A 13,817-nucleotide genomic window follows, 5' to 3' on the forward strand; every position below is an offset into this window, starting at 1 on the left:
ACCGCTACCCGGAGTGCACAACAGGAGACAGCGATGTCCCATGAGGCTCACGCACCGCAGGAGCCCGAGACCCCGCATCTCGATTTCCAGGGCACGACGCCGTACGAGGACTACGTCAAGGCGGACGTGCTCACCCACCTCCAGCAGCCGCTCTCCGACGATCCCGGAGAGATGGTCTTCCTGGTCACCACCCAGGTGATGGAGCTGTGGTTCACCGTCATCGTCCACGAGTGGGAGACCGCCGCGCAGGCGCTGCGCCGCGACGACGTCCCCACCGCGACCGCCGCGCTGAAACGGTCCGTACGGGAGCTGGAGGCGCTGAACGCCTCCTGGAAGCCGCTGGGCCAGCTCACCCCGGCCCAGTTCAACGCGTACCGCGGCGCCCTCGGCGAGGGCTCCGGCTTCCAGTCGGCGATGTACCGCCGCCTGGAGTTCCTGCTCGGCGAGAAGTCCGCGTCCATGCTCGTCCCGCACCGGGGCGCGCCGCGCGTGCACGCCGAGCTGGAGAAGGCCCTGCACGAGCCGAGCCTGTACGACGAGGTGGTCCGGCTGCTGGCACGGCGCGGGTACGACATCCCCGAGGCGGTGCTGCGGCGGGACGTGTCGCGGCGCTACGAGCCGTCGCCGGAGGTGGAGGCGGCCTGGACGGCCGTCTACGAGGGCGACCAGAACGCCGAGCTGACCCGGCTGGGCGAGGCGCTGACCGACGTCGCCGAGCTGGTGTGGCGCTGGCGCAACGACCACCTGGTCGCCACCCGCCGCGCCATGGGCGCCAAGACCGGCACGGGCGGCTCCGCCGGGGTGGCCTGGCTGGAGAAGCGGGCGCAGAAGAACGTGTTCCCCGAGCTGTGGACGGCGCGGTCCCATGTCTGAACTGGCGAGCAGGGCCGAGGAGCTGGACGCGGTCGACGAACTGGCCGCCAAGCGCGCCGAGTTCGTCCTCGACGAGGTGGTGTACCTCGACGGCAACTCGCTGGGCGCGCTGCCGGCCGCGGTGCCCGGCCGGATCGCGGACGTCGTCGCCCGCCAGTGGGGCGAACTGCGCATCCGGTCCTGGGAGGAGAGCGGCTGGTGGACCGCGCCCGAGCGGATCGGCGACCGGATCGCCCCGCTCGTCGGGGCGGCGCGCGGGCAGGTCGTCGTCGGCGACTCGACCAGTGTCAACGTCTTCAAGGCGCTGGTCGGGGCGGTGCGGCTGGCCGGGCCCGGACGCGACGAGATCGTGGTGGACGCGACGACCTTCCCGACGGACGGCTACATCGCCGAGTCGGCGGCCCGGCTGACCGGTCGCACGCTGCGGCCCGTGGCGCCCGCCGAGGTGCCCGGCGTCCTGGGCGACCGCACGGCCGCCGTCCTGCTCAACCACGTCGACTACCGCACGGGCCGGCTGCACGACCTGCCCGGCCTGACGGCGGCGGTGCACGCGGCGGGCGCGTACGCGGTGTGGGACCTGTGCCACAGCGCGGGCGCGCTGCCGGTCGGGCTCGACGAGCACGGCGTCGACCTGGCGGTCGGCTGCACGTACAAGTACCTCAACGGCGGCCCCGGCGCCCCGGCGTACCTCTACGTGCGCCGTGAGCTGCAGGACCGCTTCGACTCCCCGCTGCCCGGCTGGAACTCCCACGCGGAGCCGTTCGGCATGCGCGCCGACTACCGGCCGGCCCCCGGGGCCCTGCGCGGCCGGGTCGGCACCCCGGACATCCTCTCCATGCTCGCCCTGGAGGCGGCCCTGGAGGTCTGGGACGGGGTGTCGGTCGAGGCGGTGCGGGCCAAGTCCCTGGCGCTGACGGACTTCTTCCTGGAGTGCGTGGCGGAGTACGTGTCCGCGGGCCGGGTCGAGTGCCTGACGCCGTCGGCGCACGCCGAGCGGGGCAGCCAGGTCGCGCTGCGCTGCGCGGACGCGGGCCCGGTGATGGCGCGGCTGGTCGAGCGGGGCGTGGTCGGCGACTTCCGCGCGCCCGACGTGCTGCGGTTCGGCTTCACGCCGCTGTACGTGGGGTTCGCGGAGGTGGAGCGGGCGGCGCGGGTGCTGGCGGAGGTGCTGGCGGGGGCGGGGTAGCCGGGACGGGTCAGCCGGGGGTGGACGGCGCCCCGGTGACGTACACCCCCGCCGACGCGGCGGCGAACGCGGCGCGGGCCGCGCGGTCGGCGGCGGCCGGGTCGGGCGGCGTGCCGGTGGTCAGCAGGGCGTAGTACAGCGGTGCCGACACGGCCCGCACCACCGCCGCCGCGTCGGTCCCGGCCGGCAGCTCGCCGCGCGCCACCCCCCGCTCCACGCAGGGCGCCCACTCGGCGACCCGGACGTCGTAGAACCGGCGCAGGGCCTGTGCCGTCCGCGCGTCGCAGGCCGCCGCGGCGATCACCGCGCGGAACAGGGCGCCCTGCCGGGGGTCGGCGAGGGTGCGCTGGACCAGTGAGGCGTTGGCGCGCAGGTCGCCGAGGACCGAACCGGTCTCCGTGCGGGGCAGCGACTGCTCGGCCATGTCCTGGAGCAGGTCGGCCACCAGGCCCGTCACCGAGCCCCAGCGCCGGTACACGGTCGTCTTGCCGACCTTCGCCCGCCGGGCGACGTCCGCGAGGTCGAGGTGGGCGAAGCCCTGCTCGGCCAGCACGTCACCGGCGGCCCGCAGGACGGCCGCCCGGACGCGCGCGGTACGTCCTCCGGGGCGCAGGGTGCCGGGTTCGGCGGGCATGGCGGCCTCCTTGGCGGGGGCGGTCCGGCGGGCGGGCGCACGGTGCCGGCGGGCGGTGGCGAGGGGCGCCGGGGGTCCCGGGCGGCCGGCGCGGCCGGGCCGGGGCGGGAGGCCAGCGTAACGGAACGGCCGAACCGTTTGCCTCTTCACCGAGCGTCACGTCCCCGTGTCCACGCACGTCACCCGCCTGGTACCGTCCCGCCGACGGCCGCATACTCCCCTGGTCCGCCGCCATACGTTTCATCGCTGAGAGGTTGGAGCATGACGGACGACGCCGCAGCAATCCGGGCCGCCGCCGAGGAGAAGTCGCTCTTCTCGCACCCGCCCGTCGCCCCCGGCACCACCGTGGCCTACGGCGACCACCCCGACCAGGTGATCGACCTCCACGCCCCGCGCCAGGGGGACGGACCGGCCCCGCTGGTCGTCGTCCTGCACGGCGGTGCCTGGCGCGCCCCCTACGACCGCCGGCACACCAGCCCCTTCGCGGACTTCCTGGCCCGCCGGGGCTTCGCGGTGGCCAACGTGGAGTACCGGCGCGGGGCGGGTGACGAGGCCGGGCGCGGTGCGGGGGACGGCGGCGCGGTCGCGGGCCGGTGGCCGGACGTCCTCGACGACGTCGCCGCCGCGCTGGACGCGCTGCCCGCCCTGGTCCGGGACGCGCTGCCGCAGGCCGACCCGCGCCGCACGGTCGTCACCGGCCACTCCGCCGGCGGCCACCTGGCGCTGTGGGCCGCCGCCCGGCACCTGCTGCCCGCCGACGCCCTCTGGCGCACCGACCGCCCGGCGCCGCTGCGCGGCGTGGTCGCCCTCGCCCCGATCGCCGACCTCGCGGTCGCCGACAAGCTGGACGTGTGCGGGGGAGCGGTACGGCAGCTGCTCGGCGGCGACGAGCCGTTCGCCGAGCGGCGGCCGTACGCCGACCCGGCGCTCCTGCTGCCCACCGGCATCGCGACCACCCTCGTCCAGGGCCGCGCCGACCTCGTCGTCCCGCAGGCGGTGGCCGAGTCGTACGCGGACGCGGCGGCGAGGGCGGGCGAGGTGGTGGGGCTGACGCTGCTGGAGGACGTCGGCCACTTCCCCCTCGTCGATCCGGCGGCGGACGCGTGCGCGGTGGTGGGGGAGGAGATCGCGCAGCTGGCGTGGTGAGGCGGGGGGCCGGGGGCGGCGGACCCGTGGGACCACCGCGCCCGCCGGTGGTACGCGCCCGCCCGTAGTACCTGAGAGGGATGCCGCAGGACCCCTCTCACAGGGGACGCCTCCGGTACGGGCCTGCCCCTACCGTTTGGTACGTGACCGAGACGACCCAGACGCACGTGATGCCCCCGGGGCACGGGGACAAGCCGCGCAGCCCCGAGTTCCGGCTGGCCGCGGACGCCCTGCGCGGGCTGCGGCAGGACCTGCTCCACGACGCCTTCGCCTACCGCCCGCTGCCGCGCATGCGCGTCGACGGCCCGCTCACCGGGCGGCTGCCCGGCCGGCTGCGGGAGTACGCCGCCTGGACACCGCACGCGGTGATCGCCGTGGTGGCCCTGCTCACCCTGATGATCTCCGGCATCGACACGGGGGCGGGCCTTCTCCTGATCGGCCCGGTCGGGGCGCTCCCCGTCCTGCTGACCCTGGTCCGGCCGGTCGGGGCCTTCTGGCTGTCCATGGCCGCCACCCCGGTCGCCGCCCTCTTCGGCAGCGAGTGGGACGACTGGCCGTGGCGGCCCGGCAGCTTCGCCTGCCACCTGGCGGTGCTGACCGTCGTGGCCCTGCGGACCCGGCCGCGGACCGCCGCGCACATGTGGGTGGTGACCGCGGCCTACGGCCTCCTGGCGGAGGCGGCGTTCGGCTCCGGTCACTACTACGGCACCAACACCGCCCCCATGCTGGTCGTCTCCGCGCTGATCCTGCTCTGCGTGGCCCTCCGGCACATCCGCCGCGACGCCCGGCAGGAGGTCACCGCCCAGCAGACGGTGACCGCGCGGGAGCGCTCCCGCCGCACGCTGCTGGAGGAGCGCACGACGATCGCCCGCGAGCTGCACGACGTCGTCGCCCACCACATGTCGGTGGTCGCCATCCAGGCGGAGGCCGCGCCCTACCGGGTGGAGAACCCGCCGCCGGAGCTGGAGAAGGCGTTCGCCACCATCCGGGAGAACGCGGTGGCGGCCCTGACCGAACTGCGCCGCGTGCTGGGCGTGGTGCGCGCCGAGGACTACGAGGCGCCGGACGCCCCGCAGCCCACCCTCGCCGACCTGGACGGCCTGCTCGACAACGTGCGGGACGCCGGCCTCGCCGTCGAGAAGGTGGTGACCGGCGCGGTGCGCGAACTGCCGCAGGGCGTGGAGCTGTCGGCGTACCGGATCGTGCAGGAGGCGCTGAGCAACACCCTGCGCCACGCGCCCGGCGCGAGCGCCCGCGTCGAGATCGGCTACGTCCTGGGCGGTCTGGGCCTGCGCATAGTCAACGGCCCGCCGCCCGAGCCGTCGCTGGTGAAGCCCTCGCCCGGTGCCGGGCACGGCATCACCGGCATGCGGGAGCGGGTCTCCATGCTCGACGGCGTGATGACGGCGGGCCCGGCGGACGACGGCGGGTACGAGGTGACCGTGTTCCTGCCGGTCGCGGCGGTGAGCGAGGGTGCGGCATGACCATCCGGGTCCTGATCGCGGACGACCAGATGATGGTCCGCGAGGGCTTCTCCGTCCTGCTGAACGCGATGCCGGACATCGAGGTCGTCGGCGAGGCCGTCAACGGCCGGGAGGCCGTCGCCAAGGTCCGCGAACTCGCCCCGGACGTCGTCCTGATGGACATCCGCATGCCCGAGCTGAACGGCATCGAGGCGACCCGGGAGATCGTCGCCGCCGACGGCACGGCGAAGGTGCTGGTGCTCACCACCTTCGACCTCGACGAGTACGTGTACCAGGCGCTGCGGGCGGGTGCCTCCGGCTTCCTGCTGAAGGACGCCTCGGCACGCCGGCTCGCCGAGGGGGTACGGGTGGTGGCCTCGGGGGAGGCCCTGCTCGCGCCGTCCGTGACCAGGCGTCTGATCACGGAGTTCTCCAAGATCTCCGGCGGCCCGCGCCCGATGCCCTCCGCGCGGGCGGCGTACGGCGACCTGACCGAGCGGGAGACGGAGGTGCTGGTGCTGATCGCGCAGGGCCTGTCGAACGCGGAGATCGCCGAGCGGCTGGTGGTCGCCGAGTCGACGATCAAGACGCATGTGAGCCGGATCCTGGTGAAGCTGGGCCTGCGGGACCGCACGCAGGCGGCGGTGTTCGCGTACGAGGCACGGCTGGTGACGCCGGGCTGAGGCGCGGACCGGCCCGGCCGGCCGGTCACCCCTGGTCAGACGGGGGACCACCGGGCTACCGTCCGTCCATGGCAGCCCCTTCCGTCCTCGCGTTCGACCCGTGGGACCCGGCGTTCCTCGCCGACCCCTACCCCGCCTACGCCGAGCTGCGCGCCCGGGGCCGGGTGCACTGGTTCGAGCCCACCCGCCAGTGGCTCGTGCCGCACCACGCGGACGTCTCGGCGCTGCTGCGCGACCGGCGTCTGGGCCGGACGTACCAGCACCGGTTCACGCACGAGGAGTTCGGCCGCACCGCGCCGCCGCCGGAGCACGAGCCGTTCCACACGCTCAACGACCACGGGATGCTCGACCTGGAGCCGCCGGACCACACCCGGATCAGGCGCCTGGTGTCGAAGGCGTTCACCCCGCGCACGGTGGAGCGGCTCAAGCCGTACGTGCGGGAGCTGGCCGACGACCTGGTGTCCCGGCTGGTCGCGGCGGGCGGCGGCGACCTGCTGACGGACGTGGCCGAGCCGCTGCCGGTCGCGGTGATCGCCGAGATGCTGGGTGTCCCGGAGGCGGACCGGGCCCCGCTCCGCCCCTGGTCGGCGGACATCTGCGGGATGTACGAGCTGAACCCGTCGCGGGAGACGGCGCAGAAGGCGGTCAGGGCGTCGGTGGAGTTCTCGGAGTACCTGCGCGGGCTGATCGCCGAGCGGCGCAAGGAGCCGGGGGACGACCTGGTCTCGGGCCTGATCGCGGCCCACGACGAGGACGACCGCCTCACCGAGCAGGAGATGATCTCGACCTGCGTGCTGCTGCTCAACGCGGGCCACGAGGCGACGGTGAACGCCACGGTCAACGGCTGGTGGGCGCTGTTCCGCAACCCCGGGCAGCTGGCGGCGCTGCGCGCGGACCACGCGCTGGTGCCGGCGGCGGTGGAGGAACTGATGCGGTACGACACGCCGTTGCAGCTGTTCGAGCGGTGGGTGCTGGACGACATCGAGATCGACGGGACGGTGATCCCGCGCGGCTCGGAGGTCGCCCTGCTCTTCGGTTCCGCCAACCACGACCCGGCGGTGTTCACCGGGCCCGAGCGGCTCGACCTGACCCGCGGGGACAACCCACACATCTCCTTCAGCGCCGGCATCCACTACTGCATCGGCGCCCCGCTGGCCCGCATCGAACTGGCGGCGTCCATGACGGCCCTGCTGGAGAAGGCCCCTTCCCTGAGCCTGGCGGCGGAGCCGCGGCGCAAGCCGAACTTCGTGATCCGGGGGCTGGAAGGGCTCCGCGTGACGACGGGGTGACGGCGGGGATGACACGACAGGGCCCGTCGGCCGCCGCCGGGCCCGTTCGGCCCGGCCTGTGGCCGCCCCCTGCCCCGGCGCGGAACGGCCCCCGGACCGGCCTGACGCCCCGCGCCCGCCCGGCCCTTCCTCACCACCCGGGCCCGCCTGGGCGTGGCCGCCCGGCCCGGCCCCGGCCGCGAGCCGCCCGGCCGGCCTGACGCCCCGCGCCCGGCCGGCCCCACCAGCACCGCCCGAGTCGCCTGCCGTTCCCCACCGGGCCGGGCGAAGCCCTCGCCCCTGCCTCCCCACCAGGCCCCGGCGCCCGGCCGAAATCCTCCACCCCGGCCGCGTCCCCCACCCCCTGCGCCCTCATATCCCGTCTCCGCGCCCCCGCCGGTCCGCAGCCCACGAGGACGGCCGCCGAATCCAACAGCACCGGGACGGGCGGCCACCGCATCCCACCGCCCGGCAGCTTCGGCAGGTGGCTGAAGGGGGAGGGGTTCAGGACGGCTCGGGGGAGGTCCAGTGCCGGTCCGACCAGGCTGAGCGGCAGCACCGCCCCGGCGACCGCCCGGGCCGCCGGGCCGCCCGGGGCACCACCCCGTACGGCAGGACCGCCACCCCGCCGATCACCCACACCGCGGCCACCGCACCGGGCACGCCCCGAGGCCGGGCCCGGCCTGCCTGCCGTGGCCCACGGCGGGACCGAGGCCGGCGAGCGGCACGAGCGGCACGAGCGGCACCGTGCCGCCGAAGGCCACCGCCAGGTGCCCCGCAGCCCACCGCAGCCGCCCCACCGGGTGGGCCGGTACCGGCTCGGCACGGCCCGGCGGTCTCCTCGCCGTGCAGGCGCAGCACGGACGCCAGGGACACCCGGGAGGCGGCGGCGTGCCCCGGGTTCCGCACCGGCTCCCCGGCCGCCTCGTGGTACCGGCCCACCGGCGCCCCTGCCCGGACGGCCGGCCCTCTCCGGACACGCCGGCGGCCGGGCGGGCGGCGTACCGGGGACCCGCCGGGCGGAGCCCCAGGGCTTCCGCACCTCACCGCCCCGGCAGCACCAGCCCCAGCGCCTCCTCCCGCACCGTCCAGGTCCGTATCCCCACCGGGCCCGAGACCGTCGCGTCCGCGCGGTAGCGGAAGTGGGCGCCGGAGACGGTCACCGTGCGGCCCCGCGCCAGCAGTGGGGAGGCCTCCGCCCCGACGGACACCGGGCGCACCTCCACCTCGGCCACCCCCGCGGCGCCCGGCGTCACCGACACCGCCTCCACCGGCTGGTCCAGGTCGACGAGCGTCTCGCCGTCCACCTCGACCCGCAGCCGGGACGGCCCGGCCACCGGCGCGGACGCCACGCGGGACGGCCGGGCCGGCACCAGCGTCCGGACGAGCGACTGGCAGGTCCGCAGCCACGGGTGCCCGGCCGCACCGGCCGGGGCCTCCTCGGGGTCCGCCTGCCACGGGTCCGCCCGGACCGGCGGGATCCGCAGCGCGCCGAGCACCACCCCGTCGCTGTCGTCGACCAGCAGGTCCAGCCGCCGCTCCGCGCCCTCCAGCGCCGCCCGCGCCGCCGCCACCGCCCCGGCCGGCACCCCCAGCGAGCGGGCGAGGCTCTGCGCGCTCCCGACCGGCACCAGCGACAGGGCACATCCGGCCAGCTCCCGCTGCCGGTGCAGCACCGACACCGCGCGGATCAGGGCCCGGTCGTCGCCGATCACCACGGGCCGCCGGGACCCCCGCCGGGCGAGCGCCCGGGCGAACTCCTCCGGGCTGTCCGGCAGGCACACCTTGGTGGCCGCACCCGCGCTGAGCACGTCTTTCGCGATCCGTACGGACTCGCTGTCCGTCCGACGGGCGACCGGGTCGATGACCACCAGCAGCTGTTCGGACGTCGCGGAAGTCGCCACCTCGGTCCTGCCTCGCTTCCTCGGGTAGCATCTTTGTGCAAGAGCCCCTTGCGCTATTGCGCCAGGGGCTTCGTCTATTCCGGGGCATCCGGTCCGACGGTTGGCGGCCAACGGTGGTCGCGGTGCACGCGGCGGGAACCCTCCGCGTACGCCCCTGACCATGGACATGCCCCGCCCGGAAGGGGTGTACGCGCGTGCCCGCACTTGTGCTGCTCGGTGCTCAGTGGGGTGACGAAGGCAAGGGAAAGGCGACGGACCTCCTCGGTGGTTCCGTCGATTATGTGGTGCGCTACCAGGGCGGCAACAACGCCGGCCACACGGTAGTCGTGGGCGACCAGAAGTACGCCCTCCACCTGCTCCCTTCCGGAATCCTGTCCCCCGGCTGCACGCCGGTCATCGGCAACGGCGTCGTCGTCGACCCGTCGGTCCTGCTCTCCGAGCTGAGCGGTCTGAACGAGCGTGGCGTCGACACGTCCAAGCTCCTGATCAGCGGTAACGCGCACATCATCACGCCGTACAACGTCACGGTCGACAAGGTGACGGAGCGTTTCCTCGGCAAGCGGAAGATCGGCACCACCGGCCGCGGCATCGGCCCGACCTACGCCGACAAGATCAACCGCGTCGGCATCCGCGTGCAGGACCTGTACGACGAGTCGATCCTGACGCAGAAGGTCGAGGCGGCCCTCGACGTCAAGAACCAGATCCTCACCAAGCTGTACAACCGGCGTGCGATCGCCGTCGAGCAGGTGGTCGAGGAGCTGCTGGGCTACGCGGAGAAGCTGCGCCCGTACGTCGCCGACACCGTCCTGGTGCTCAACCAGGCGCTGGAGGAGGACAAGGTCGTCCTGTTCGAGGGCGGCCAGGGCACCCTGCTGGACATCGACCACGGCACGTACCCCTTCGTCACCTCGTCCAACCCGACCGCGGGCGGCGCCTGCACGGGCGCGGGCGTGGGCCCGACGAAGATCAGCCGGGTGATCGGCATCCTCAAGGCGTACACGACCCGGGTCGGCGCCGGTCCGTTCCCGACCGAGCTGTTCGACGAGGACGGCGAGGCGCTGCGCCGCATCGGCGGCGAGCGGGGCGTGACCACGGGCCGCGACCGGCGCTGCGGCTGGTTCGACGCGGTCATCGCCCGCTACGCGACCCGCGTGAACGGCCTGACCGACTTCTTCCTCACCAAGCTCGACGTCCTCACCGGCTGGGAGCAGATCCCGGTCTGCGTGGCCTACGAGATCGACGGCCGGCGCGTCGAGGAGCTCCCGTACTCCCAGACGGACTTCCACCACGCCAAGCCCGTCTACGAGATGCTGCCGGGCTGGAACGAGGACATCAGCAAGGCGAAGACCTTCGCCGACCTGCCGAAGAACGCCCAGGCGTACGTGAAGGCGCTGGAGGAGATGTCCGGCGCCCCGATCTCCGCGATCGGCGTGGGCCCGGGCCGCGACGAGACGATCGAGATCAACTCGTTCATCTGACGCACCCCGGGTCCGCCCGCCGCCCCCGTGCCCGCGGGGGACGGCGGGCGGACCCGTGGAGAGGGGTGCCGCGGCGCGCGGGGCGGCCCGCGGGTGCCCGCGCCCGGCGGACCGGCTCAGCTGAACACGATCATCGACCCCTGCGCCAGGCTCCGCGTCGCCGCCGCGTGCAGCCCCAGCCAGACGTGGCGTTCGCGGGCGAAGGGGCTGGGGTCGTAGGGAGCGGGGACGGCCGGCTCCTCCAGCTCGGTCGGGGCGAGGGGGGCCCGGGGCGCGGCCGGCGGGTTGGCCGGGTCGATGCCCAGGGACGGGGCGACGTACTCCAGCTCCCGCAGCAGGGCGTGGGAGGAGCCCAGCGGGCCGCCCGCCGCCATCAGGTCGTCGTCGGCCAGCGGGTGCGGGAAGTCGACGGGGACGTAGGCGCCCGCGTGGTCGTAGTGCCAGACGAGGTGGGACTGCTGGGCCGTCGACTCGAACATCTCCAGCAGCTGCTCGTAGTCGCCGCCCAGTTCGTCGACGGGCGTGACGGGCAGTCCGCAGACCTGGAGCAGGTAGGCGCGGCGCAGGAAGTGCAGGGCGTCGTAGTCGAAGCCGGCCACCGGGGCCACCTCGCCGGACAGCCCCGGCATGTACTGGTACACCGGCACCGGGGGCAGCCCGGACTCGGCGAGCACCTTGTTGTATTGCGCGAGTTCCTCGGCGAACGGGTTGTCGGGCGTGTGGCACAACACGTCGACGAGCGGTACCAGCCACAGGTCACAGGCCAAAAGAGGGCTCCTCACACAGCGACGCGGCAACCCGGCGGCAACGGCGCGGGCAGTGGTTTCGTCAAGGCGGGCTTCGCAGGGTCAGCAGGTTAATCGGTGCGTGCCCGTCCCATACCCCTCCCGGTGATCCTCAGCCCTGCGCCAGCCCTTCGATGAGGGCGAGGGAGTGGGCGTCGTACGCGTCGACGAGGGAGCGGGCGGCCCGGCCGTCGCGCCGCGCCAGGGCGTCGGCCAGCTCCGTGTACCCGGCCCACAGCCGGCCGCGCAGGTCGGCCAGCCGGCGCAGGTGCTGCACCGCGCACACCCAGGTCTGCACGCGCAGCCGGTGCAGGAAGTCCGAGAGGTGGGGGTTGCCGAACAGGGCGGCCAGCTCCCGCCAGAACCTCAGGTCGTAGCCGATCAGGACGGTCAGGTCGCCGGCGGCGGCGGCGCGCTGCGCCTCCTCGCCGCGGCGCCGCACCCCGGCGAGCGCGGCGGCGGTCTGCGGGTCGCCGGGCGGCGCGGAGCGCGCCCGGCCCTCGGCGAGGGCGTGGAACATCCCGCCGATGACCAGGCTGCGGGCCTCGATCATGCCGCGGAAGTCGTCGGGGGAGTACTCGTGCACGCGGAACCCGCGGTGCTGGTCGGCGTCGAGCAGCCCCTGCGCGGACAGGTCGACCAGCGCCTCGCGCACGGGGGTGGCGGAGACGCCGTACTGGTCGGCGATCTCCTTGACCGTGAACTCCTGGCCCGGTTGCAGCCGCCCCGCCAGCACCTCGTCGCGGAGCGCGTCGGCGATCTGCTGCCGCAGGGTGCTGCGGGTCACGGCACCGGTGCCGCCGCTGCGGTGGCCGGGCATGGTCGGGCGTCTCCTCGTCGCGTTCGGGTGGCGTGCGCGTACATGTGTACGGGCACGCCACCTTACGCGTTCGAATCCCGTTCGGCGCCCCTGCCGGGCGCGGGGTCACTCCGTGTGCTCGTCCGCCACCGTCAGCGCCGCGTCCAGCGCCGCCAGACCCTCCTTGACCTCGGCCTCGGTGATGGTGCACGGGGGGACGACGTGGGTCCGGTTCATGTTCACGAAGGGCCACAGGCCGTGCGCCTTCGCGGCGGCGGCGAAGGCGGCCATCGGGGCGTTGGCCTCGCCGGCCGCGTTGTACGGGACCAGCGGCTCGCGGGTCTCCCGGTTCTTCACCAGGTCCAGGGCCCAGAACATGCCGACGCCGCGCACCTCGCCCACCGACGGGTGCCGCGCGGCCAGCTCGCGCAGCCCCGGCCCGACGACCCGGGCCCCGAGGTCGGCCGCGTGCTCGACGACGCCCTCCTCGGCCATGACGCCGATCGTGGCGACGGCCGCGGCGCAGGCCAGCGGGTGCCCGGAGTAGGTCAGGCCGCCCGGGTAGGGGCGGCGGGCGAAGGTCCGCGCGATCTCCTCGGAGATGGCGACGCCGCCCAGCGGCACGTAACCGGAGTTGACGCCCTTGGCGAAGGTCATCAGGTCCGGCACGACCCCGGACAGGTCCGCCGCGAACCACGTCCCGGTCCGCCCGAAGCCCGCCATGACCTCGTCGAGCACGAAGACGATGCCGTGCCGGTCGCAGATCTCCCGCACTCCGGCCAGGTAGCCCGGCGGCGGCACCATGATCCCCGCGGTCCCCGGGATCGTCTCCAGGACGATCGCGGCGACGGTCGAGGGCCCCTCGAAGGCGATCGTCGTCTCCAGGTGCTCCAGCGCCCGCGCGCACTCCTCCTCCTCGGTCCGCGCGTAGAAGCGGGAGCGGTAGAGGAAGGGCGCCCAGAAGTGCACGACGCCCGCGGTGCCGCTGTCGCTGGCCCAGCGGCGCGGGTCGCCGGTGAGGTTCACGGCCTGCTGGGTGCCGCCGTGGTAGGAGCGGTACGCCGTGAGCACCTTCGGGCGGCCCGTGTGCAGCCGGGCCATCCGCACCGCGTGCTCCACGGCGTCCGCGCCGCCGTTGGTGAAGAAGATCTTGTCCAGGTCGCCGGGCGTCCGCTCGGCGATCAACCGGGCCGCCTCCGAGCGCGCCTCGACGGCGAAGGCCGGGGCGAAGGTCGTCATCGTCGCGGCCTGCTCCTGGATCGCGGCGACGACCTTCGGGTGCTGGTACCCGATGTTGGTGTAGACGAGCCCGCTGCTGAAGTCGAGGTAGCGCTTGCCGTCGTAGTCCCAGAAGTACGACCCCTCCGCGCCGGCGACGGCGAGCGGGTCGATGAGCTCCTGGGCGGACCAGGAGTGGAAGACGTGCGCACGGTCCGCGGCCTTCACGGCCGCGCCGGCCCGGGGATTCGGCTGAGGGGTCATGCGGGCGAGCCTAGGTGTCCGCCCTGCGGACGCGGTATCGGCGTCCTGTCTGCGGTGGGCGGCTTTCCGCGACAGGTTGTCCAACGCGGCGGCCCGCCTCGATTGACAGCATGCTG

At 74.7% G+C, this 13,817-nt stretch carries 12 protein-coding genes and 1 pseudogene; 7 read left to right on the forward strand and 6 right to left on the reverse strand.

All coding sequences use genetic code 11. The features are described from left to right. The first annotated feature begins 33 nt into the window (after window positions 1-33). Window positions 34-873, forward strand: a complete 840-nt coding sequence (locus tag ACIF8T_RS07705) for a tryptophan 2,3-dioxygenase family protein (protein ID WP_400032244.1) — start codon at window positions 34-36, stop codon at window positions 871-873. Continuing rightward, window positions 866-2,059 (forward strand): kynureninase, encoded by a 1,194-nt coding sequence (kynU, locus tag ACIF8T_RS07710; protein ID WP_400032245.1) that lies wholly within the window; start codon window positions 866-868, stop codon window positions 2,057-2,059. The genes ACIF8T_RS07705 and kynU overlap by 8 nt, the downstream gene beginning before the upstream one ends. Before the next feature lie 10 nt (window positions 2,060-2,069). On the opposite strand, the gene ACIF8T_RS07715 is transcribed toward kynU, so the two are convergent. After that, entirely contained in the window at window positions 2,070-2,693 is a 624-nt protein-coding gene (locus ACIF8T_RS07715; RefSeq protein WP_400032247.1) for a TetR/AcrR family transcriptional regulator, read from the reverse strand. Between the two features lie 261 nt (window positions 2,694-2,954). Between ACIF8T_RS07715 and ACIF8T_RS07720 the strand changes: the two genes are divergently transcribed. From ACIF8T_RS07720 to ACIF8T_RS07735, 4 genes are all read left to right on the forward strand, one after another. After that, entirely contained in the window at window positions 2,955-3,839 is an 885-nt protein-coding gene (locus tag ACIF8T_RS07720; RefSeq protein ID WP_400032249.1) for an alpha/beta hydrolase, read from the forward strand. 143 nt (window positions 3,840-3,982) lie between these two features. Further along, complete coding sequence (locus tag ACIF8T_RS07725; RefSeq protein WP_400032251.1) at window positions 3,983-5,323, forward strand: sensor histidine kinase; 1,341 nt, start codon at window positions 3,983-3,985, stop codon at window positions 5,321-5,323. Further along, complete coding sequence (locus ACIF8T_RS07730) at window positions 5,320-5,985, forward strand: response regulator (protein WP_400032253.1); 666 nt, start codon at window positions 5,320-5,322, stop codon at window positions 5,983-5,985. Before ACIF8T_RS07725 ends, ACIF8T_RS07730 begins: the two co-directional genes overlap by 4 nt. 68 nt (window positions 5,986-6,053) lie before the next feature. Next, complete coding sequence (locus ACIF8T_RS07735) at window positions 6,054-7,274, forward strand: cytochrome P450 (protein ID WP_400032255.1); 1,221 nt, start codon at window positions 6,054-6,056, stop codon at window positions 7,272-7,274. 352 nt (window positions 7,275-7,626) lie between these two features. Here ACIF8T_RS07735 and ACIF8T_RS07740 read toward each other — a convergent pair. Both ACIF8T_RS07740 and ACIF8T_RS07745 read right to left on the reverse strand, forming a co-directional pair. After that, window positions 7,627-8,123: pseudogene (locus ACIF8T_RS07740) on the reverse strand (ABC transporter permease); the annotation flags it as partial. Between the two features lie 173 nt (window positions 8,124-8,296). Continuing rightward, the gene (locus tag ACIF8T_RS07745; RefSeq protein WP_400032257.1) at window positions 8,297-9,157 is read right to left on the reverse strand and encodes a diacylglycerol kinase family protein; all 861 of its coding nucleotides are present in this window, start codon (window positions 9,155-9,157) and stop codon (window positions 8,297-8,299) included. Window positions 9,158-9,351: 194 nt separating this feature from the next. On the opposite strand from ACIF8T_RS07745, the gene ACIF8T_RS07750 reads away from it, so the two are divergent. Further along, window positions 9,352-10,635 carry an adenylosuccinate synthase gene (locus ACIF8T_RS07750; RefSeq protein WP_400032259.1) on the forward strand — a complete coding sequence of 428 codons (1,284 nt, stop codon included), beginning with the start codon at window positions 9,352-9,354 and terminating at the stop codon, window positions 10,633-10,635. Window positions 10,636-10,751: 116 nt separating this feature from the next. On the opposite strand, the gene ACIF8T_RS07755 is transcribed toward ACIF8T_RS07750, so the two are convergent. The 3 genes from ACIF8T_RS07755 to ACIF8T_RS07765 form a co-directional block, all read right to left on the reverse strand. Further along, window positions 10,752-11,402 carry a hypothetical protein gene (locus ACIF8T_RS07755; protein ID WP_400032261.1) on the reverse strand — a complete coding sequence of 217 codons (651 nt, stop codon included), beginning with the start codon at window positions 11,400-11,402 and terminating at the stop codon, window positions 10,752-10,754. 130 nt (window positions 11,403-11,532) lie between these two features. Further along, window positions 11,533-12,240: a GntR family transcriptional regulator gene (locus ACIF8T_RS07760; protein ID WP_400032263.1), complete on the reverse strand. Its 708-nt coding sequence runs from the start codon at window positions 12,238-12,240 to the stop codon at window positions 11,533-11,535. A 105-nt stretch (window positions 12,241-12,345) separates the two neighbouring features. Continuing rightward, on the reverse strand, window positions 12,346-13,701 hold the full coding sequence (locus tag ACIF8T_RS07765) for an aspartate aminotransferase family protein (RefSeq protein WP_400032265.1): 1,356 nt from the start codon (window positions 13,699-13,701) through the stop codon (window positions 12,346-12,348). Window positions 13,702-13,817: the final 116 nt, after the last annotated feature.

It is taken from the genome of Streptomyces sp. NPDC085946 (assembly GCF_044540485.1).
Classification (GTDB): Bacteria; Actinomycetota; Actinomycetes; order Streptomycetales; family Streptomycetaceae; genus Streptomyces.

Coding starts and splice junctions, on each gene's coding strand:
- ACIF8T_RS07705 (WP_400032244.1), top strand. CDS start 34: ATGTCCCATGAGGCTCACGCACCGCAGGAGCCCGAGACCCCGCATCTC.
- kynU (WP_400032245.1), top strand. CDS start 866: ATGTCTGAACTGGCGAGCAGGGCCGAGGAGCTGGACGCGGTCGACGAA.
- ACIF8T_RS07715 (WP_400032247.1), bottom strand. CDS start 2,693: ATGCCCGCCGAACCCGGCACCCTGCGCCCCGGAGGACGTACCGCGCGC.
- ACIF8T_RS07720 (WP_400032249.1), top strand. CDS start 2,955: ATGACGGACGACGCCGCAGCAATCCGGGCCGCCGCCGAGGAGAAGTCG.
- ACIF8T_RS07730 (WP_400032253.1), top strand. CDS start 5,320: ATGACCATCCGGGTCCTGATCGCGGACGACCAGATGATGGTCCGCGAG.
- ACIF8T_RS07735 (WP_400032255.1), top strand. CDS start 6,054: ATGGCAGCCCCTTCCGTCCTCGCGTTCGACCCGTGGGACCCGGCGTTC.
- ACIF8T_RS07760 (WP_400032263.1), bottom strand. CDS start 12,240: ATGCCCGGCCACCGCAGCGGCGGCACCGGTGCCGTGACCCGCAGCACC.
- ACIF8T_RS07765 (WP_400032265.1), bottom strand. CDS start 13,701: ATGACCCCTCAGCCGAATCCCCGGGCCGGCGCGGCCGTGAAGGCCGCG.